We start from the raw sequence: 19,189 nt of genomic DNA on the forward strand, positions 1-19,189 counted from the left end.
CATTGTGGCGCAGCCTTGCTGGGCGGCGCACTGTCGCTGGTGTCTACCAGATGTTGCACACCCCACCTGTGGCGTTATGGTTCGGCTCACCTTCGGGCCGTACTGCCTGTGACGCTCTCAGCCACGCCCCCTACAGCCGCCAGTCAGAACGCCGAAGCTGCGGCGGCTGAAAAGGCTTTTGCCGCCGCCAGCGGCAGTCCGGCGGGCGAGGCTCTCGATTTCCCAGCCACCGCCCCTGCTGCCAACCCGGTGTTTTACCGGACCTACAGCCGCAAGACCGAGACCGGCCGGGAAAGTTGGCACCAGGTGGCTGAGCGCAACCTCGGCGGCCTGAGCAAGCTGGGCAACCTCAGCGATGCGGAGGTGGAGTTGATGCGCCGCATGCAGCAGCAGCAGAAAGCTCTGCCTTCAGGGCGCTGGCTGTGGATCGGCGGCACCGAATGGATCGAGCAGCAGCACAACTTCTCCGGTGCCTACAACTGCACCTCCACCAACCTGGTGGACTGGGAAGCCTTCGGTCTGATGATGGACCTGGCGATGATGGGCTGCGGCACCGGCGCCATCATCGAGCCGCACCTGATTGGGCGCTTGCCGGCGGTGCGCAACCGGCTCAGCATCGCCGCTGTGACCGATATCGGTGCCACTCCGGCTGGCCAACGCCAGGAGCACACCAGCCACAGCATCGAGGCCAACCGGGTTGCCATCAAGGTGGGTGACACCCGCCGCGGCTGGGTGGACAGCTATCAGCTGCTGCTCAATCTCTGCAGCGACGAGCGCTTTGACCCCACCAGCCCCATCGAAATCAGCGTCGATCTCTCCGACGTGCGGCCCGTGGGCGAAACACTCAAGGGCTTCGGTGGCATGGCCAACCCGGTGAAACTCAAGGACCTCTACGGCCGCGTGGCCCAGATCCTCAATAAGGCCCAGGGCCGCCAGCTCACCTCGGTGGAGTGTTGCCTGCTGATCGATGAGGCTGCCGTCACGATCGTGGCCGGCAACATCCGCCGCAGCGCCGGCATGCGCCAGTTCTGCGCCGACGACAACTCCGCCGCCGGAGCCAAGGAGAACCTCTGGCAGCAGGACAGCGAAGGCAACTGGAGCATCGATCCGGAAAGGGATTCGCTGCGAATGGCCAACCACACCCGGGTCTTCCACAACCGGCCCGACCGGGCCACGGTGCTGGAGGCAGTTGTTAAGCAGTTCCAGAGCGGTGAGGGCGCGATCCAGTTCGCTCCCGAAGCCATCGCCCGCTCCAACGCCGACGTGCTCAGCACCCCAGAGCTGCGCACAGAGTTCATCGGCATCTATTGCGACCAAGGCCGCGAGCAAGCCGGCCGCTGGCTCACCACCCACCACCCCGAGATCAGCGCCGCCGAACTAGAGCATCGCCTGGGCCGCTACGGCCTCAATCCCTGCGGCGAGATCCTTGGCGCAGATTTCCACTGCAATCTGGCTGAAATTCACCTCAACCAGATTGACCCCGCCGATCTGGTGTCCCAGGAGGAGGCATTCCGTGCCGCCGGCCTGGCCGTGGCCTGCCTGCTCAACCATCGCTTCGAGGTGGAGCGCTACCGCCAGAGCCGCGCCTGGGATCCGATCGTGGGCGTGAGCTTCACCGGCCTATTTGACTTCTTTGTGCACGCCTTTGGCACGCCCTGGCTCACCTGGTGGGAAGCGGGCCGGCCCAACACGGCCGAAGGCCTGGCCTTCAAGGCAAAGGAGGCCGAATTCTTGAGCCGCTGGAAGCAGATCGTCAATACGGCGGTTTGGGACTACTGCGATCGCCACGGCCTGCGCCGCCCCAACCGCTGCACCACCGTGCAGCCCGCCGGCACCAAGAGCCTGCTCACCGGAGCATCTCCTGGCTGGCACCCCCCCAAAGCCCAGCGCTTCATCCGCCGCATCACCTTCCGCAAGAACGATCCTGTGGCCCTTGCCTGCATGGATTACGGCTACACAATCGTGCCCTCGCAAAGCGATAAGGACGAACAGGGCCGCCTGCTGGATGATCCGTTTGATCCCCGCTGCACCGAGTGGCTGGTGGAAATTCCCACCGAAGTGAGCTGGGCAAATATTCCCGGTGCCGATGCGGTGGAGATCAACAACTTCTCAGCCTTGGCCCAATTCGACTTTTACATGCAGGTGCAGAAGCACTACACAGCCCACAACACCTCAGCCACGGTGGAATTCCGCGAAAACGAAATCGAACCACTAGCAGATGCTATCTATCAGGCAATCGATCAAGGTGAGGGATACATCTCTGCTGCCCTATTGGCCCGTTTTGACGCCAACGCCACCTTCCCCCGATTGCCATTTGAACCAATCGATCATGCAACCTACCTGCGTCTCAACGCTGAGGTGGCCGCCCGGCGCAGCACCACCTGCTTCTTTGAAGCTCTTCAGCGCTACGACCGCGGTGAGCTGGTGGAGGCAGGCCCAGCTGGCTGCGATTCAGACAAATGCCTACTGCCTTTGGCTAAACCGGGAAACAACTGACCATTTAAGATGAAATATCGGTGTGGCACTGCCGCACCGACCCTCTGGAGAGGTGGTCGAGTGGTTGATGGCTCTGGTCTTGAAAACCAGCGAAGTGAAAGCTTCCGCGGGTTCGAATCCCGCCCTCTCCGTTCCAATGGCATCAGCAGAACCCAGCCCCGCAAGTGCTTGCAGGGCTGGTCTGGCATCAGTCATGAAGGTGGCTGAAGGGGCGGATCGCTGCGGCGGGCTCAGCGCAGGCGCGGTTGAGCTCCCTTTCTAGATTGATTATGCGCTTCTCCCTTAGGCAGTATTTGCAGCCGCCGGTGGTTTGGAGGTGCTTCTCTGGGGTGATCGAAATCTCTTTGACTGGATGGCTATTGCAGCGAATCTTGATTGGGGACTTGTAGCTCTTATAGAGGATGGCTGCGTAGTCGTATTGATCGCCAAAACGGGATCGGGCCCTTGCCAAAAACAGTTCACGACTGATTGGGTTGCCCATTTCCAGGCCAGATCGGATCAGTGAAGTTGCGGCATATTACGGGGGTTGCCGCCCCAGGCGAATGCGCCGGCCCAGACCGTCACGTTGCGTGATGCGGTTCAAAAGATATGGGTTTGGCTCACTTGATCCCATCTTTTCTAGGCTGCTCCTGAGCGCCACGAAGGGAGTGGTGATCAGGCAGGGAGCAATCCCTGCTTTTTTATGGCCTACAAATTCCTGTGGTGCGAATCTGGGGGCTACCAACCCAGCCTGGCTGTTCATGGCCCCAGAGAGTCCCCAGCGTCCCCCCTGGCTGAATTGGTTGTTTTTATTGGCGTTCCTGTGGAGCTCATACCAGCTGGCTGGCCTCTGGTTTGCGCGCCTACACGGCTAGGGATATTGGTTGGGCACGAAGAATTGCTCGTTGCGTGGCGGACGGGCCGTGCCCTTGGGTGGCTTGCGGGGCGGCAGCTTGATCGCTGGAGGTGTCATGTCTTCGTAGGGAATCTTGCTGAGCAGGTGGTGAATGCAATTGAGGCGGGCGCGGCGTTTGTCGTCTGCCTCCACGGTGAACCAGGGCGCTTCGGGGATGTTGGTGTGAGCAAACATCTGATCTTTAGCGGCTGAAAAGCTTTCCCACTTGTTGCGGGCCTCCAGGTCCATCGGACTGAGCTTCCAGCGGCGGGTGGGATCGTCGATACGGGCCTGGAATCGGCTTTCCTGCTCCGCATCGCTCACTGAAAACCAATATTTGAGCAGCACGATTCCAGAGCGCACCACCATCCGCTCGAATTCCGGGCAGCTCTGCAGAAACTCCTCCGTTTGGGCTGGTGTGCAGAAGCCCATTACCGATTCCACCCCAGCCCGGTTGTACCAGCTGCGATCAAATACGACGATCTCCCCAGCGGAAGGAAAGTGTTCTACGTAGCGCTGGAAGTACCACTGGGTTTTCTGTTGATCAGAGGGGGTGCCCAAGGCCACCACCCGGCAGCCGCGGGGGTTGAGCGGTTCGGTGATTCGTTTGATCGTGCCGCCCTTACCGGCCGCATCCCTGCCCTCGAACAGCACGATCAGCCGAAATCCAGAGGCCTTCAGCCAGTACTGCATTTTTACCAGCTCCACCTGCAGCCTAGTGAGCTCTTTCTCGTAAACCTTGCGATCTAGCCGGCCCCCATTGCTGGCCAGATCTTCCAGCAAAGGTGACGGGTAGTAGCGATCGCTGAGGGGCCCAAAATGGGGTGGCTGGGGCTTGCTCGAGTTGGTGGCTTTATCGCTTTTCTTGTGTTTTCCCATTGCTGAGAGTCTCCAGAACTAGCTGCGGCGGCTGGGCTGGGGCCATAAAGCTCGCACCAGACGGATGATCCCAGCAACCACCAGGCCCAGGGCCGCAATGGCCGCCAGCACCAGCAGAACCACCGCCAGCAATTGCACCAGTCCCCAAAGCGCCTGCTGCACCCCGCCGATCAGGTTGGCTAGGGCGGTGCTCAGCACCAAAAAGGTGTCGAAGCGCTCCGGTAACTGCAGCAAGGCCAGCATCAGCCCGGTTCCGGCAGCGCCCAGCAGCAAGGCGATAGCGGCCTGACGCCAGCGGGCCGGGCGGTGGCGGCGGCGAAATACCCGTCGTGTCGACGTGCCTGTGGTGGGCAATTGCAGGGCGCGGCTACGGGGGGAGGTCATACCTCGAGGACGTAACCGGCACCGCGCATCCAGCGCTCGAATTCCATCAGCACCAACTCGTTGGGGCAGTCGATCAAGGAGAGATCTGCCACGGTGCAATCCCCCTGGCCGCCGTGATGCAGGGAGATGCGGAAGTCGTCGCCGCTAAGCCCGCAAACCTCCGGATCACTGCGCACGACCACATCGAGGGAGGCCCCAAGTCGAGCTACCCGAATCCGCAATTCCGACCAGGTCAGCGCCGCCATGGACCCAATTCAAACTCTCTCAGCGATACCCAAGTGTGACCAGCTAGCCGGCTACGTCAATAGACGCTACTTAGCTTGGGCGGCAGCTGGACGCTGCGTTGGATCGAGCCCGGGCTTGGGTTCTGGTATCAGCAGCCCTAGCCCGGAGGCCACGGCCACAGCTAGGAGCCCTGCCAGCGGCGCTGCAAGGCGCTGGGCAAGGGGGCGGCGCTCCAGTAGCTCGCGGCCCTTCAAGGGCATGGGCTCAGGCAGCTCCAGGGGCAACTGCAGCCGCGAATCGAGGCGCAATTGATCCAGCACCCGCACCAGATCGGCCAGCTCGGCATCATCGAGATTGAGCTGCAGCGGGGGCGTGTCGGGCTGGCTACTGCGCAGCAGCAGGCCATGGCCGCCCTCTGGCCCCGGACCTATCTCCACCGGCTCGGGCTCGGCGCCAAAGCGACGCGGCACACCACTGATCAAGTAGCGGGCGTAGGGCAGCACCACCTGCATCAGGGCTAGCAGGTGCTCCTTGCGGCCCTCAAGCTCGGGGCGACCGGCCCAGGCCAAGCTCCAGCCAGTGATGATGCCGAGGTTCTGGCCGCTCTGGCCGACCGACACATCCGGCAGACCCTCCACCTTGAGGCGGCAGCTGAGTTGGTCGAACTGCAGTACTTGCTTCATTGCAGGTTCAGGGGCTGGATCATGGCTGGGCATCCAGCAGGCTGGCGCGCAGCCGCTCAAAACCGCCAACCCCGGAGCCCAGGGCCAGGGCCTGGATCAGCAGCCGCGACTGGCGGGCACCTGACTCGGGATCGAGCAACAGTTGCACGCCACCACGACGGAGGTTCATGCGCTGGCGTACCAGATCGGCCAGGCGGCTGCGGAATAGGTTCCAACGCTCGCTGAGCACTTCAGGCGGCTCGGCGCTGGAGAGCAGGCCGCGCAGCAGGGGGTAGAGGCGGTCTGCCAAGGCGCAAAGAATGCGGATCAGGGCGTCGGTTTCAGCTGGCTCCAGACCTTCGCGGCGAGTGGTGCGGCGCAGGGGGTTGGTGCAGCGGCGTTTCCACAGTTCCACCCGGTTTGGGAAGAGGGTGGTGAAGCCCATCTGCTCGCTCATCCACACCATTGCCTCACCGCCGTTGAGGTCGAGGGCCTCGGCGCTGAGCAACAGCAGGTCGAGGCGTTCTAGGCCGCGGCGGGGAAGCCGGGCGGCCGATTCAGGAGCGAATGAATCAAGGGGCATGGCTGCGATGATGCCAGTAAGTGCACCCAACCGTCACGTTCATGGCCCCAGACCTGCGGGAATTTGTGCGCGATGTGCCTGATTTTCCCAAGCCCGGCATCCTGTTTCGCGACCTCACGCCGCTGATGCGTGACCCGGACGGCTGGCAGGAAGTGATCCGTCAGCTGAGCGCAGTGTGCGAGCGGGTGCAGCCCGACCTGATCGTGGGCATTGAGTCGCGGGGCTTCATCGTGGGCACAGCCCTTGCCACCGCCGTGCGATTGGGTTTTGTGCCAGTGCGCAAGCCCGGCAAGCTGCCCGGGGAAGTTACGGGTGTGGATTACGCCCTCGAATACGGCAGCGACCGGCTGGAAATCCACAGCGATGCCCTGGCCGATGGCTCCAAGGTGCTGATCATCGACGATCTGCTGGCCACCGGCGGCACCGCGGCGGCCTGCGCCGAGCTGGTGGCTGCGGCTGGTGGTGAACTGTGTGGCTTCGGCTTTGTGGCCGAACTGGCGGCCCTGGAAGGGCGTCGCAAGCTGCCTGAAAATCAGCCCGTGGAGTCGCTGATCATCTATTCCTGATCCTGCCAACTCAGCAGGGCATCGAACTGCTCCAGGCTGATCAGCCCGAAGCGCCACAGCACCACCGGCAGGGGCGCTTGCTCCTGCTGGGCCTGGCGCAATCCCAGGGCCAGGGCGCTCTCGCTCAGGCCGAATTGATTGCGCAGCAGACGCAGCAGCGCCGCCGAAGGCGGCGGCTGGTAACTGGTGCTGATCACCATGGTGGCGGCTCCGGATAGCCCATCCTGATCAGCGGCGCAGCAGCTGGCAAGGGCCATCGGTCATGGCGGACAGGCTGAGCTGGCGCAGGGGAGAAAGCTTGGCCAGCAGCAGCAGGGCCAGGTGGCGCAGGGGCATCAGCAGGGGCGAGCGATTTGAGAAAAGCCGCACCAGCAGATCGGTAGCCAGCAGGGTGAGCAGCAAATCCGGCCAACGACGCCTTGAGTAAGCCGCCGGTAAGCGGTGCACCGCCAGCCGACCAGCCGCTGCCCGCCGGGCCAGGCGATGCAGGGTGGCCACATCGCGCCAGCAGAGATTTAGCCCCTGGCCGCCCACTGGATGGCAGCGGTGACCGCTCTCTCCCACCAGCACCGTATGGCCGCGGTGCAGGCGCCGGGCCAGCAGCAGGGCCACCGGGAAGGCGCGCGGATCGTCGAGCAGGGCATCGGGCTGAAGCTGGTCTGGCAGGGCACCGGCCAGGGCATCAAGGAAGGCTGAATCGCCGAGGCTTTCAAGCTGGCGGCAGCGCTGGGCTGGGGCACTCCAAACCAGTTGGAACAGACCATCGCCCAGGGGCAGCACCGCAAAAGGCCCCTCGGGCCGCAGCAGCTCCCAGGCCTGGTCGTCGGCGCTGCCGCGGAGTTGAACCAGGGCCGTGAGGCAGTTTTGGCGATAGGCCAACTGCAACACGCCAATGCCGAGGGCCTCGCGGCTGGGGGAGTGGGGGCCGTCGGCGGCCACGATCAGGTCGTGCGGCGGCTGATGGCCTGCGGCGTGCGGTGGCGGCGTGCCCAACTCCAGGGTTATGGCGGGATGGGCGCCCAGGCGCTCCAACAGCAGGGTCATCAGCGGCCGGTGCTGTCCCACCCAGCCCACGGCCGCCGCCCGCCGCGAGCCCAGATCCGCCAAGCAGAAAGGCACCTGGCGCTGGGTGGCCAGATCAAGGAGCTGCAGGGAGCGGAAGGGCACCAGCAACTCCTGCACGGCTGACCACAGCCCCAGCTGCTCCAGCAGGCGCTGGCTGGAATGGGTGAAGGCGTAGGCGCGGCTGCGCTCGAGCAGCACAGCGGCGGGCAGGGGATCGCTGATCTGCACCTGCCAGCCAGCGTCCGCCAGGGCAAGGGCCGTGAGGGCACCGGTGGGGCCCGCCCCATTCACCAGGGCCCGCAGAACCCGTTTGGACTCGACCATGGCGATGGAGGATCAGCCCGGGGATCGGGCACAAAAAAGCCGCAGCTGTGCAGCTGCGGCAATTGGTGTAGCAAAGGCTCAGGCTGTTGCGAGAGCGGGCAGATCAGCCGATGCCAAGCAGGCCGCGGGTGAAGGACTCACCACCCAGGGCGTATTCAGTGGCAAGCAGGGCGATGAAGCCGAGCATGGCCATACGGCCATTGAGCTTCTCGGCGCGCTCGTGAAAGCCCCAGCCGCTTTCGGTTGATACCACTTCCATGCGGGGCTCGGTGGCGAAGGCATTGAGGCGGCCGCCGTCTTCGGTGGTTACGGTGGCGCCGCGGATGGTTGCAGCTTCGATCGAAGGAGTGGTCTGAGTCATGGAAACCTCACGCGTGCTTTCCAGAAGTGTAACGCAATATTGCAGCTTGTAACTGCTGCCCCGGGAAAATGCTGGGCCTGGATCAGCGGAAACGCTTCAGGCAGAGCTCCTCAAAGGCCGGTCGCAGCAGGAAGGGGTATTCACCAACCCAAAGCTTGAGCTGGGGCAGCCAGGCGTCGCTGATCGCTCCTACCTGGGAGAAATCCTTGCGCTCGCTCAACACCAACACCCTCACCACCATGCCGGCACGAATCTGCTGGTGTTTTTTTTCAAAGGGGAAGCGCACCTTGCCGAGATAGCCCTCCTCGTCCTCAAGCTCGAGGGTGAGCCAGGTGCGGCGGTTTTCCACCAGCTCCAGGCGGCCGTCGTTGTTCGCCTGTTCGCGGCGCTCCTCAACGATTTCGCGGGTATAAAGATCGAATATCTGGCCTTCAAACAGGGCTGCAGCCGGATAGCGGCGCAGGGTGGAATTTTTCTGGCCCGCCTCGAGGATCGGTCCCCAGAGCAGGTAGAGGGCAAACACAAAGCCCACCACCAGGAATACCGGGCCGAACTGGCTGGAGAACAGCAGGGTTTGGCTGATTAATAGGGCAATAACCGCGCCGATCACGGAGATCAGCACCCGCTGCAGCACCTTGCGGGGATTGCCGGTGCAGGCGTTGAACTGGGGGCCGGTGGCCACCGCTGGGATCAGGCGCAGCAGCTCGCCGGGGCGCAAGGGAAGCAGCATCAGATCAGCCGCTCCAGGCCATACACCAGGCCAGCCAGCTGGCGCACCTTGCGCACGGTGAGCAGCACGCCGGGCATGTAGGCGGAGCGCTCGATCGTGTCGTGGCGCAGGGTGTACGTCTCACCGGGAGCACCAAACATCACCTCTTGGTGGGCCACCAGCCCCGGCAAGCGGATCGAGTGCAGGCGCAGGCCGCTATCGCGCTGGCCGCCGCGGCAGCCCGCCAGGGTTTCGTGCTCATCCACCTGCTGGGGGTTGAAGGATTTACCCAGTTCCTCGATCAGCTCGGCGGTTTTGATGCAGGTGCCGCTAGGGGCATCGGCCTTACGGTTGTGGTGCAGTTCGGTGAGCTCGGCGAAGTCGTAAAAGCGGGCGGCGGCGGCGGCGGCCTGCTGCAGCAGCACCATGCCGACAGAGAAGTTGGGGATCACGGCCCCACCCACACTCGCCTTCTCGGCGAAGCCGGCCAGGTCAGCCAACTGCCCAGGCGAGAGTCCCGTGGTGCCGATCACCGGGTGCACGCCGTAGGCGATCGCGGCGCGGGTGTGCTCGTAGACCACAGAAGGGTGGGTGAAATCCACCAGCACGGCGGCGCCGCCCTGCCGTGCCGCCTGGCTGGCTTGGCAGAGGGCCCCCTCGAAGTCGCTGGCGATCGCCAGCTCCAATTCACCCAGACCCAGCTCCAAGCCCAGATCAGCCCCCTCTTTGTCAGGGGTGGTATCGATGGCGGCCACCAGGGTGCAATCGGGGGCCGCAAGCACGGCCCGCACCACCTCGGCGCCCATGCGGCCCAGGGCACCGGCCACCACCACGGGGATGGGTGCCCCAGAGGCCGGATCGGGTGCAGGAGCCATGGTGTTGGGGAAGCGCTGGCAGCGAGCCTATGCGGCGCATGCGGGGCCAGACCTCGCATCAAGGCGGATACATCCGTAGATTCCCCAATAACCCCTTATTCGTGCTGATGTTCACGCAGGTTCGCTCCACCAACCGCCGCGTTACGCCCGGCGACGTGAACGGCCGTGCCGTGATGAAGGCCGTTTATGTGGTGCTCGAACCCCAGTACCAAAACGCCCTTACCCAGGCCGCCAACTCGCTCAATGCCCAGAACGGGCCCCTGGCGATCGAACTGAGTGGCTACCTGATTGAGGAATTGCGCGACCCCCAGAACTACGCCGATTTCCAGGCGGACGTGGCCGCGGCGGATGTGTTTATCGCTTCGCTGATCTTCATTGAAGATCTGGCCCAGAAGGTGGTGGAAGCAGTGGCACCGCACCGCGACCGGCTCAAGGCAGCAGTGGTGTTTCCCTCCATGCCGGAGGTGATGCGGCTAAACAAGCTCGGCACCTTCTCGATGGCCCAGCTGGGCCAGAGCAAGAGCGCCATCGCCAGCTTCATGAAAAAGCGCAAGGAGGCGGGCGGAGCTGGCTTCCAAGACGCGATGTTGAAGCTGCTCAACACCTTGCCGACGGTTCTGAAATACCTGCCGGTGGAGAAAGCGCAAGATGCGCGATCTTTCATGCTGAGCTTCCAGTATTGGCTGGGCGGCACGCCAGACAATCTCAGGAATTTTCTGTTGATGCTGGCCGACAAATACGTCTTCCCCCGGGGCGGCTCTGGAGAAGCTGCAGACCGCGCTGCAGTGGTTGTGGCAGAGCCCGAGGTATTTCCAGACCTGGGTATCTGGCACCCGCTAGCACCGGGAATGTTTGAAGATCTGAAGGAATATCTAAATTGGAATTCCAGCCGCAGCGATCTCAGCGAGCAGGCCCGCAATGGCCCGGTGATCGGCCTGGTGCTGCAGCGAAGCCACATCGTCACCGGCGATGAGGCTCACTATGTGGCGATCATTCAGGAGCTGGAATATCGCGGCGCCACCGTGATTCCGGTGTTCTGCGGCGGGCTCGATTTCACCAAGCCGGTGAATGCCTTCTTCTACGACCCGCTCAACCCCGACTTCCCATTGGTGGATGGGGTGGTGTCACTGACGGGCTTTGCCCTGGTGGGTGGTCCAGCCCGCCAGGACCACCCCAAGGCAATTGAGGTGCTTAAAAAGCTGAATCGCCCCTACATGGTGGCGTTGCCATTGGTGTTCCAAACCACCCAGGAGTGGGAGGAGAGCGATCTAGGCCTGCATCCGGTGCAGGTGGCCCTGCAAATCGCCATCCCCGAACTCGATGGCGCCATTGAGCCAATCGTGCTCAGCGGCCGCGACGACGCCACCGGCAAAGCCCACACCCTGCAAGACCGGGTTGAGGCGATCGCCGAGCGCGCAATTCGCTGGGCTTCCTTGCGGATCAAGCCCCGGGCTGAAAAGAAGCTGGCGATCACCGTATTCAGTTTCCCCCCTGATAAGGGCAACGTCGGCACGGCGGCCTATCTGGATGTATTCGGCTCGATCTTCAGGGTGCTGGAGGAGATGCAGCTCAAGGGCTACGACGTGCAGAACATGCCGCGCACACCCAAGGCCCTGATGGAGGCGGTGATCAACGACCCAGAAGCCCTCCAGGGTGCACCGGAGCTCTCGATTGCCCACCGCATGAGCGTTGAGGAATACGAGCGGCTCACCCCCTATTCCGAGCGCCTGGAAGAAAACTGGGGCAAGCCCCCCGGCAACCTGAACAGCGACGGCACCAACCTGCTGATCTACGGCCGCCACTTCGGCAACGTGTTTGTGGGCGTGCAGCCCACCTTTGGCTACGAGGGCGACCCGATGCGGCTGCTGTATTCCCGCAGCGCCAGCCCCCACCACGGCTTTGCCGCCTACTACACCTATCTGGAGAAGGTGTGGCGGGCCGATGCGGTCCTGCACTTCGGCACCCACGGCTCGCTGGAATTCATGCCCGGCAAGCAGATGGGAATGAGCGAAACCTGCTATCCCGATTCCCTAATCGGCGCCCTGCCAAACCTCTATTACTACGCCGCCAACAACCCTTCAGAGGCCACCATCGCCAAGCGGCGCGGCTATGCCTCCACGATCAGCTACCTCACACCACCGGCCGAAAATGCCGGCCTCTATCGGGGACTCAAGGAACTCGGCGAGCTGGTGGGCAGCTACCAGCAGCTGCGCGAAGGCAGCCGGGGTGTGCAGATCGTCAACGCGATCGTGGAAACGGCGCGCCAGTGCAACCTCGACAAAGACGTAGTGCTGCCCGAAGCCGATGCCTCTGAGATCGGTCTCGACGGCCGCGATGGCGTGGTGGGTGCGGTGTACCGCCAGCTGATGGAGATCGAAAGCCGGCTGCTGCCCTGCGGCCTGCACACGATCGGTAAACCACCAACTGCCGAGGAGGCAATCGCGACCCTGGTCAACATTGCTGCGCTCGAGCGCGAGGAAGATGGCCTGCGCTCCCTGCCGGCCCTGCTGGCCGAGAGCCGGGGCCGCACGATTGCCGACATCTACAAAGGCAACGACGGCGGTGTGCTCGTCGATGTGGAGCTCAATCGCACGATCACCGAGGTGTGTCGCGCGGCTGTGGGCTCGATGGTGAAGGCCGTGACCGGCGCCGATGGCCGGGTCACCCTGCGTCAAAACTTCGCCTGGTTGTTTGCCCTGCTGGAGAAATTCGGCTTCCAGCTGCCCAGCCCCTGGCTGAGTGCCTGCCGTGTTGCTGGCTTCCCAGGGGTGGATAAAGCCGAGCTCGACAAGTTGTTTGGCTACCTGCGCTTCTGCCTTGAGCAGATCTGCGCCGATATGGAGATGCAGAGCCTGCTCAAGGCTCTCGATGGCGAATACGTGCTGCCTGGCCCAGGCGGTGACCCGATTCGAAACCCGGGCGTGCTGCCCAGCGGCAAGAACATCCACGCCCTTGACCCCCAGTCGATCCCTACCCGCGCCGCAATTGCTGCCGCCAAGGTGGTGGTAGATCGGCTAATCGAGCGCCAGAAGGCCGAGCAGGGAGCCTGGCCCGAAACGATCGCCTGCGTGCTCTGGGGCACCGACAACATCAAGACCTACGGCGAGTCGCTGGCTCAAATCCTCTGGTTTATCGGAGTGCGGCCGGTGGCAGATTCCCTGGGCCGGGTCAACAAGCTGGAGCTGATTTCCCTTGAGGAACTAGGCAGGCCCCGCATCGACGTCGTGGTGAACTGCAGCGGCGTGTTCCGCGACCTATTTATCAACCAGATGGGCCTGATCGATCAGGGCGTGAAGATGGCAGCGGAGGCCGATGAGCCGCTGGATATGAACTTCGTGCGTCGCCACGCCCAGGAGCAGGCGGCGGCCCAGGGAGTGTCCCTGCGGGATGCGGCGACGCGGGTGTTTTCCAATGCCAGCGGCAGCTACAGCTCAAATGTAAACCTGGCGGTGGAGAACAGCACTTGGGAGGAGGAGAATGAGCTGCAAGAGATGTATCTCTCTCGCAAGACGTTCGCCTTCAACGCCGACAACCCAGGTGAGATGAACCAGAACCGCGAAGTATTCGAATCAGCTATGAAAACCGCTGATGTGACCTTCCAAAACCTGGATTCAGCTGAGATTTCACTCACCGATGTGAGCCACTACTTCGATTCAGACCCCACCAAGCTGATCGCCGGCCTGCGCGACGACGGCAAGGCACCAGCGAGTTATATAGCCGACACCACCACGGCCAACGCCCAGGTGCGCTCCTTGAGCGAAACCATTCGCCTCGATTCCCGCACAAAGCTGCTCAACCCCAAGTGGTACGAGGGCATGCTTAATTCCGGCTACGAGGGCGTACGCGAAGTGGCCAAACGGCTCAACTTCACCCTGGGCTGGAGTGCAACCAGCGGCTCGGTAGACAACTTCGTATACGAGGAGGCAAACGACACCTTCATCAACGATCCGGAGATGCGCAAGCGTCTGATGGAGCTAAATCCCCACAGCTTCCGCCGCATAGTGGGCACCTTGCTCGAAGTAAATGGCCGCGGCTACTGGGAAACCAGCGATAAAAACATCGCCCAGTTGCAGGAGATCTATCAGGAAATCGAAGACCGGATTGAGGGGGTTACGGAGGGGTGATACCTCACATAGATCCATGGCTAACTCCAGCGAACGCGTTGTAGGGGTCACTGATTCTGATAACGCTCTAACTGTCGACCTCGCAGATAGGGGCACCATCAGTAGCCCACTGGCTTGGTATCCCAAGCTTCTCCACGCCACACCAGAAGAATGTGCCCATTGGGTGCACACGGGAGCCGGCCACTGGATCCATTGAACCGAGATCGATGAAGACCTCAGCAGCGAAGGCCTGCTTCGCGGAGCTCCTGCATCAAGAATGCATGCGGGTAGGATCTAATCACCCATCCACCAGCTCCTGCTCTAGCTGGCTGCGCAGGGCCCCAATCTGCTCCTGGATGACGGTGCGATCAGCCGTAAGTGGAAAGGGCCCTTCTCCATAGCGGGCTTCCACCGCATAGGGCTGGAGACTAGCCGTGGCCAACCTGCCGCAGTTGCATCGCGATCCCTTTGATCGCCTGCTGGTGGCTCAGGCCAGTGCCGATGGCTTACTGCTGATCACCTCAAATCGGCAACTCGGGGCTTACCCAGGGCCGGTGCGGATGATGCTCACTGCAACATGAAGCCAACACCACGAACGGTGTGAATCAAGGGTTCAAGTTCGGGCCGCTCTAGCTTCTTACGCAGGTAGCGGATGTAGACATCGAGCAGGTTCTCGTCGCCAACCCAGGAGTCCCCCCAGACGGCCAAAAGGATGTCCTGACGGGAGAGCACCTGCTCGCGGTGCTGGAGCAGATGGAGCAGCAGGTCGTATTCCTTGACGGTGAGCTTAATCGGGGTAGCTGCCCGCGATACCTGGCGGCTGTCGGTATTGACCGTGAGGTCGCGATAGTGCAGCTCGGTGCCATCTACATGGTTGAGCCCCATGCGGCTGCGGCGTATTAAGGAACGCAGCCGAGCGATCAGCTCCTCGATTGCAAAGGGGCGCGATAAGACATCATCAGCGCCGGCCTCAAGAGCAGCTACACGGGAGCTGTAGTGATCAATAGATAGGAGCAAAAGCAGGGGGATGGCATTAGCTGCGGCGCGCAGTTGGCGGGTAAAGACGAGCGCGGCGCTATCAGGCAGAGCATCGCTGATCAGAAGCATCTGCGGCGCGGCGACCTCGAGCCGCTGCTGGGCAGCTTCTGTACTGGTTACTGCGCTGATGGCAAAGCCATGGACCTGGAGATGCTTGGTGAGCAGATCAGAGGAGCGGGTATCCGGATCAACCAGCAGCAGACGGGCAGTGGGGGGCACAGACAACCGTTGGGAGCTCAGCCTAAGGCGGCCGACCCATCATCACTAAAGGACTCCGAACTGAACAGGGTCTCGAAGTGATGGTCCATGGCGGCCATCACCTCAGCGGGATCGGCATTACCAGCAGCATCAAAGCTGACGTCGAAATCGGCAAGGTCTTCGTGCTGTTGAGCAAGGTCGTGAGCAATGTTGTTGAGCACATCCTGCTGAATGAGCTGGTAGGCATCAGCTGAGAGCTGCTGCTCTTCGAGGTAGAAACTAACTACCTGATCGAGCTCATAAACAAGCTCAGCAGGGCGAGCCTCTTGAGCCGCAAGATCTGGCGAGGATCTCACGGCTTCAAAGAAGGTTTCGATCAAGCCGGCGATCACATCGCCGGCTACAAATGAGGCATCCGTATCGGCCATGGCTCAAACGGTGTAGGAGAAGTCGTCGACCACGTCGGTAGCCGTAACAATGCCGTCGCTGGCATCATCGGGCAAGAGCGCATCAACCTGGTCGAGGGCGGCAAGGGCATCGGCGGTGGGCTCAATCGCTGCCGGGTCGGTAACCATATCGACCGCAGCCGGCAGCTCGGTGAGCGCTAGCTCCTGCTGATACTCAGCCATCGCCTCATCAGTAACTGCGTGCTCACCCACGTACTGCGCCACTAGGTCGGCAACGCTGGCAACTTCGGCCTCAACCAGCTGCTCATCGGGAATGGCGACATCCTGGATGAAGGTGTCGGCAGCTGGAACTGAAGTATCAGCAACCAGGGCATCAACAGGAGCCACGGAGAAGGCACCATCTTCCGCCAGATCGGGCAGGCTGGAAGCTGCCTGGGTGAACTCAGACTCTGTGATCTGCCCATCGGTGCCAGCCAGGGTGAGCTGCTGATCGAAGCTGTCCAGTTGATCGAGCTTCAGGTCGCCTTGGCCATAGGCCGTGAGCGTGTGCGTTAGATCATCGAGCGAGTGAACAGCAAGATCACCATTGGCAACGGACCCGAGCACCTGCGCGTAGGAACCCTGGAGCAGATGCTGCACGGCACTGATGGCAGCCAGGGCGTCTGCACCTGGAGGGAGAGTATCGAGACTGTGCTGCAGGGCTAGCTGACTGGCAGCCATGAACGCAATGACATCACTGCTGGCGAGATGGTCCAGTTGCAGCTGGTCTGCAATCGCACTGAGCAAGGAGGCCGAGCTGAAATCCGCCACCTGGCCATCTGGCAGTTCTGAAAGAACGAGGCTGATGGAGGAGAACACAGACCAGGAGGCATGGGCCTCGTCAGTTCCGAGCTGGTTTGCGGCGAGCTCGGAGAACTGAACGGCCGCAGTCATCACGGCAGCATTCTGGCCGAGGATCGCGTTGGAACCCAGAATGGGGTTGAGAGTGGTGAGATCGCTGCCAGCGGGGAGGCCAAGCCGCGAAGAGAGGGTTGCATTGGCTGATGCATAGCCGACTCCGCTTTCCAGGAGGGTCTGCAAGAGGCTTGTGAGAGGGGTGACCACGGAGGCACCCACCTGACCGTAGAGATTGATCTCGTAGGTGAGGCCGGTGTCGATGTCGAGGCCGCCACTTTGAACAGCTCGGGCTTCTCCAAGGGTGAACTCACCATCGCCATTGACGTCTAATTTGCCAAGATCCACCACCCATTCCACGTGGCCTTGGGCATCGGTAACGCCTAACCGCTCACCAAAATCTTCCTGATTATTTTGGTTGATATCGAGGTAGAGGGTTGCCCCAACGATGGTGCCGTCGATGGTGGCTGAGGTGGTTGTGATGACTGTACCGTTATTCAATAACGTAGCGCCGTTGCTTAGCGCAACCTTGAACACATCAGTCGGTGCACCACCGCTGTAGGTGACGGTGAAAGTGTAGGTGGTATTCCCTGTTATCAATGGCACGAACATCACGGTAACTCCCGTGATGTTCGTGCCATTGATAACAATGGTATCGGTTCCCTGGGCAAAGTCAGTGATCGTATCGATCTGAGTGGCACTGCCCTGACCCTTGAGGAAGATAAACTGATCAGCGCCATCACCACCTGTCATGGTGTCAACGCCAGTGCCCCCAACAATGCGGTCGTCGCCAGCACCACCAGAGATCACATCATTGCCACCTTGGCCAAAGACAATGTCATTACCAGCTCCAGCATCGATGACGTCATTACCACCAACAGTTCCTTCCCTCGCATAAGCGGGATTGGACGAGGTGAGGTTAGCGTAGATATCATCTGCCTTGGCCTGGTCGGTCGTGAGCGATGGATTAGCGGCGACATAGGCAGCCCAACCTTTGTCAATCGAAGTAGAGAAGATGCTATCGCCAAGGATTGCGTCAGCGCCGCCACCCCCATTGATCACGTCATTGCCAACAGGATCTACTGTAGTTGTCGTACTTCCACCCTGGAGGATTGAATCAAGCTGATCACCGGTGGTCACGATGTCAGGCGTTGCAGCAGGACCAGTGACGGGAGTCCCCGGGTTAGTAACAATCCCAAAGAAGGTGGTCCGCCCAACAACAACGGTCTTAGAAACTGGGCTAGAGGTGTTATCAAAGAACTGGAGGTATTCCTCATTAGTGGACGTACCGATTCCGATTGCGTATACGATTGACTTGGAACTAACTGGCACGAAAGCACCAATAGCCTCTTGAAGCTCTGCTGCCGAAGTCGCCGATCCATCACCATCATCTTCTGGATTACCGCTGCTGTCTAGGCGGTAGGTCGGATCACCATCGGTCAGGAAATAAGTTATCGTCTGATAGCCATTGACCGCGGAGTAACTTGCCTGGAGGGAGGCAATCTCACTATTCGCCTTAACAAACGCAGCCTCATAATTAGTGCCTCCGGTTGCAGAAAGACCGCTGATTGCGGACAGGACACCAGCACTATTCAGGGTAGTGAGATTAATCACGGAAGATGGAGTGCCAGCAGAACCACCATTAAGATCAACGGTCTTGATGTCCGTTGCAAAATTGACTAGTGAAATATTGACCTTGCCACCCGTTGAACTGTGGTCGTCAAGCTGATTGACCAAATTAGCGAGAGAATCCTTAAGCAAATTGATACGGCTTATGGTAGTTATAGTAGAGCTTCCCGTGGCAGCATCCCGATCCATACTCCGTGAAGTATCGACAATAAGCACAATATTATAGTTAGCGCCAGGAACAACCGTAGTCGTCGCCCCGCCAACATCTCCAATAAGAACATCAGCACTTGGCGTACCATCAATGGGGCCATCTGGAGCACTCGGGGTGTTGTCGACAACGTGATCGTCCGCAGTCGCTGCTGTACCTTGTGTCAATGACGTATCAGAGATATTCTGGCCAACGACGATTCCCTTATCGTCTGTTAGTCCATTAATGGTTATGGTCAGCGTTGCGGTGTCGGTTCCGCCTTCTCCATCACTCAACGTGTAGGTGTAAACCTCCGTCAGCGTCTCGCCTACGGCCAACGCCTGCACCGCTGCACTGGCGTTGTTGATCGCGTAGCTGTAGCTGCCATCTGCATTCCAGGTCAGCGTCCCGTACTGGTTGGCACCCGTGGCATCGACAGCGCTGACACTCAGCACATCGGTGGTGTCAGGATCGCTGTCAACACCAAATCCATCGTTGTCGCTCAGCAGATTGCCGGTAACAGGCGAGACCGCGTCTTCGCTGATCGCATTTAGGTTTGCCGTCGCTACAGGCAGGTCATTTGTTCCGTCGATCGTGATCGTTAGCGTTGCGGTGTCGGTTCCGCCTTCTCCATCACTCAACGTGTAGGTGTAAACCTCCGTCAGCGTCTCGCCTACGGCCAACGCCTGCACCGCTGCACTGGCGTTGTTGATCGCGTAGCTGTAGCTGC

Annotated in this window: 19 protein-coding genes and 1 tRNA gene; 5 read left to right on the plus strand and 15 right to left on the minus strand. The window is 61.2% G+C overall.

Annotated features, from left to right (window positions below):
• Nucleotides 1–66: 66 nt before the first annotated feature.
• Complete coding sequence (nrdJ, locus tag KBY99_RS13645; protein WP_409996572.1) at nucleotides 67–2,496, plus strand: ribonucleoside-triphosphate reductase, adenosylcobalamin-dependent; 2,430 nt, start codon at nucleotides 67–69, stop codon at nucleotides 2,494–2,496.
• Between the two features lie 46 nt (nucleotides 2,497–2,542).
• Nucleotides 2,543–2,627, plus strand: a tRNA-Ser gene (locus KBY99_RS13650).
• Nucleotides 2,628–2,683: 56 nt separating this feature from the next.
• Here the strand turns inward: KBY99_RS13650 and KBY99_RS13655 are convergent.
• The 6 genes from KBY99_RS13655 to KBY99_RS13680 all read right to left on the minus strand — a co-directional run bounded on the left by KBY99_RS13655 (nucleotide 2,684) and on the right by KBY99_RS13680 (nucleotide 6,103).
• A complete protein-coding gene (locus KBY99_RS13655; RefSeq protein WP_254999598.1) occupies nucleotides 2,684–2,977 on the minus strand; it encodes a hypothetical protein in 294 nt (97 codons plus the stop codon).
• A gap of 369 nt (nucleotides 2,978–3,346) precedes the next feature.
• Entirely contained in the window at nucleotides 3,347–4,249 is a 903-nt protein-coding gene (gene ppk2 / locus KBY99_RS13660; RefSeq protein ID WP_254999600.1) for a polyphosphate kinase 2, read from the minus strand.
• Between the two features lie 18 nt (nucleotides 4,250–4,267).
• Nucleotides 4,268–4,633 carry a hypothetical protein gene (locus KBY99_RS13665; protein ID WP_254999602.1) on the minus strand — a complete coding sequence of 122 codons (366 nt, stop codon included), beginning with the start codon at nucleotides 4,631–4,633 and terminating at the stop codon, nucleotides 4,268–4,270.
• Complete coding sequence (locus KBY99_RS13670; protein WP_106633003.1) at nucleotides 4,630–4,878, minus strand: hypothetical protein; 249 nt, start codon at nucleotides 4,876–4,878, stop codon at nucleotides 4,630–4,632. The genes KBY99_RS13665 and KBY99_RS13670 overlap by 4 nt, the downstream gene beginning before the upstream one ends.
• A 66-nt stretch (nucleotides 4,879–4,944) precedes the next feature.
• Nucleotides 4,945–5,541: a DUF4335 domain-containing protein gene (locus KBY99_RS13675; RefSeq protein WP_254999603.1), complete on the minus strand. Its 597-nt coding sequence runs from the start codon at nucleotides 5,539–5,541 to the stop codon at nucleotides 4,945–4,947.
• Nucleotides 5,542–5,560: 19 nt separating this feature from the next.
• Complete coding sequence (locus KBY99_RS13680; RefSeq protein ID WP_254999604.1) at nucleotides 5,561–6,103, minus strand: DUF3038 domain-containing protein; 543 nt, start codon at nucleotides 6,101–6,103, stop codon at nucleotides 5,561–5,563.
• A gap of 41 nt (nucleotides 6,104–6,144) precedes the next feature.
• On the opposite strand from KBY99_RS13680, the gene KBY99_RS13685 reads away from it, so the two are divergent.
• Entirely contained in the window at nucleotides 6,145–6,669 is a 525-nt protein-coding gene (locus KBY99_RS13685; RefSeq protein ID WP_254999620.1) for an adenine phosphoribosyltransferase, read from the plus strand.
• On the opposite strand, the gene KBY99_RS13690 is transcribed toward KBY99_RS13685, so the two are convergent.
• The 5 genes from KBY99_RS13690 to dapB form a co-directional block, all read right to left on the minus strand.
• Nucleotides 6,660–6,869 carry a DUF2949 domain-containing protein gene (locus KBY99_RS13690; protein WP_254999605.1) on the minus strand — a complete coding sequence of 70 codons (210 nt, stop codon included), beginning with the start codon at nucleotides 6,867–6,869 and terminating at the stop codon, nucleotides 6,660–6,662. The two genes, KBY99_RS13685 and KBY99_RS13690, sit on opposite strands and share 10 nt — an antisense overlap.
• A 28-nt stretch (nucleotides 6,870–6,897) precedes the next feature.
• A complete protein-coding gene (locus tag KBY99_RS13695; protein WP_254999606.1) occupies nucleotides 6,898–8,058 on the minus strand; it encodes an FAD-dependent monooxygenase in 1,161 nt (386 codons plus the stop codon).
• Nucleotides 8,059–8,161: 103 nt separating this feature from the next.
• The gene (locus KBY99_RS13700; protein ID WP_254999607.1) at nucleotides 8,162–8,419 is read right to left on the minus strand and encodes a high light inducible protein; all 258 of its coding nucleotides are present in this window, start codon (nucleotides 8,417–8,419) and stop codon (nucleotides 8,162–8,164) included.
• Between the two features lie 82 nt (nucleotides 8,420–8,501).
• On the minus strand, nucleotides 8,502–9,149 hold the full coding sequence (locus KBY99_RS13705; RefSeq protein ID WP_254999609.1) for a hypothetical protein: 648 nt from the start codon (nucleotides 9,147–9,149) through the stop codon (nucleotides 8,502–8,504).
• Nucleotides 9,149–10,003, minus strand: a complete 855-nt coding sequence (dapB, locus tag KBY99_RS13710; protein ID WP_254999610.1) for a 4-hydroxy-tetrahydrodipicolinate reductase — start codon at nucleotides 10,001–10,003, stop codon at nucleotides 9,149–9,151. The genes KBY99_RS13705 and dapB overlap by 1 nt, the downstream gene beginning before the upstream one ends.
• 107 nt (nucleotides 10,004–10,110) lie before the next feature.
• Here dapB and KBY99_RS13715 point away from each other — a divergent pair, with 107 nt between their 5' ends.
• On the plus strand, nucleotides 10,111–14,127 hold the full coding sequence (locus KBY99_RS13715; RefSeq protein WP_254999611.1) for a magnesium chelatase subunit H: 4,017 nt from the start codon (nucleotides 10,111–10,113) through the stop codon (nucleotides 14,125–14,127).
• A 277-nt stretch (nucleotides 14,128–14,404) separates the two neighbouring features.
• Here the strand turns inward: KBY99_RS13715 and KBY99_RS13720 are convergent, their stop codons facing one another.
• Nucleotides 14,405–14,548 carry a hypothetical protein gene (locus KBY99_RS13720; RefSeq protein ID WP_254999613.1) on the minus strand — a complete coding sequence of 48 codons (144 nt, stop codon included), beginning with the start codon at nucleotides 14,546–14,548 and terminating at the stop codon, nucleotides 14,405–14,407.
• Here KBY99_RS13720 and KBY99_RS13725 point away from each other — a divergent pair.
• Complete coding sequence (locus KBY99_RS13725) at nucleotides 14,541–14,687, plus strand: hypothetical protein (protein WP_254999614.1); 147 nt, start codon at nucleotides 14,541–14,543, stop codon at nucleotides 14,685–14,687. The genes KBY99_RS13720 and KBY99_RS13725 overlap by 8 nt on opposite strands.
• Here the strand turns inward: KBY99_RS13725 and KBY99_RS13730 are convergent.
• The 3 genes from KBY99_RS13730 to KBY99_RS13740 all read right to left on the minus strand — a co-directional run.
• The gene (locus tag KBY99_RS13730) at nucleotides 14,674–15,363 is read right to left on the minus strand and encodes a response regulator transcription factor (protein ID WP_254999621.1); all 690 of its coding nucleotides are present in this window, start codon (nucleotides 15,361–15,363) and stop codon (nucleotides 14,674–14,676) included. The two genes, KBY99_RS13725 and KBY99_RS13730, sit on opposite strands and share 14 nt — an antisense overlap.
• A gap of 17 nt (nucleotides 15,364–15,380) precedes the next feature.
• A complete protein-coding gene (locus KBY99_RS13735) occupies nucleotides 15,381–15,770 on the minus strand; it encodes a hypothetical protein (protein WP_254999615.1) in 390 nt (129 codons plus the stop codon).
• A 3-nt stretch (nucleotides 15,771–15,773) separates the two neighbouring features.
• The coding region (locus KBY99_RS13740; protein ID WP_254999617.1) for a VCBS domain-containing protein at nucleotides 15,774–19,189 on the minus strand (3,416 nt) is incomplete at its 5' end.

Origin of the sequence: Cyanobium sp. Maggiore-St4-Cus (assembly GCF_024345615.1) — a bacterium.
Lineage (GTDB): Bacteria > Cyanobacteriota > Cyanobacteriia > PCC-6307 > Cyanobiaceae > Cyanobium_A > Cyanobium_A usitatum.

Excerpts from the sequence above, each read along its gene's own strand:
- KBY99_RS13690 (WP_254999605.1), bottom strand. The coding sequence starts at position 6,869 with ATGGTGATCAGCACCAGTTACCAGCCGCCGCCTTCGGCGGCGCTGCTG.
- KBY99_RS13655 (WP_254999598.1), bottom strand. The coding sequence starts at position 2,977 with ATGGGCAACCCAATCAGTCGTGAACTGTTTTTGGCAAGGGCCCGATCC.
- ppk2 (WP_254999600.1), bottom strand. The coding sequence starts at position 4,249 with ATGGGAAAACACAAGAAAAGCGATAAAGCCACCAACTCGAGCAAGCCC.
- KBY99_RS13665 (WP_254999602.1), bottom strand. The coding sequence starts at position 4,633 with ATGACCTCCCCCCGTAGCCGCGCCCTGCAATTGCCCACCACAGGCACG.
- KBY99_RS13700 (WP_254999607.1), bottom strand. The coding sequence starts at position 8,419 with ATGACTCAGACCACTCCTTCGATCGAAGCTGCAACCATCCGCGGCGCC.
- KBY99_RS13675 (WP_254999603.1), bottom strand. The coding sequence starts at position 5,541 with ATGAAGCAAGTACTGCAGTTCGACCAACTCAGCTGCCGCCTCAAGGTG.
- dapB (WP_254999610.1), bottom strand. The coding sequence starts at position 10,003 with ATGGCTCCTGCACCCGATCCGGCCTCTGGGGCACCCATCCCCGTGGTG.
- KBY99_RS13670 (WP_106633003.1), bottom strand. The coding sequence starts at position 4,878 with ATGGCGGCGCTGACCTGGTCGGAATTGCGGATTCGGGTAGCTCGACTT.
- KBY99_RS13685 (WP_254999620.1), top strand. The coding sequence starts at position 6,145 with ATGGCCCCAGACCTGCGGGAATTTGTGCGCGATGTGCCTGATTTTCCC.
- KBY99_RS13680 (WP_254999604.1), bottom strand. The coding sequence starts at position 6,103 with ATGCCCCTTGATTCATTCGCTCCTGAATCGGCCGCCCGGCTTCCCCGC.
- KBY99_RS13695 (WP_254999606.1), bottom strand. The coding sequence starts at position 8,058 with ATGGTCGAGTCCAAACGGGTTCTGCGGGCCCTGGTGAATGGGGCGGGC.
- KBY99_RS13715 (WP_254999611.1), top strand. The coding sequence starts at position 10,111 with ATGTTCACGCAGGTTCGCTCCACCAACCGCCGCGTTACGCCCGGCGAC.
- KBY99_RS13705 (WP_254999609.1), bottom strand. The coding sequence starts at position 9,149 with ATGCTGCTTCCCTTGCGCCCCGGCGAGCTGCTGCGCCTGATCCCAGCG.
- KBY99_RS13735 (WP_254999615.1), bottom strand. The coding sequence starts at position 15,770 with ATGGCCGATACGGATGCCTCATTTGTAGCCGGCGATGTGATCGCCGGC.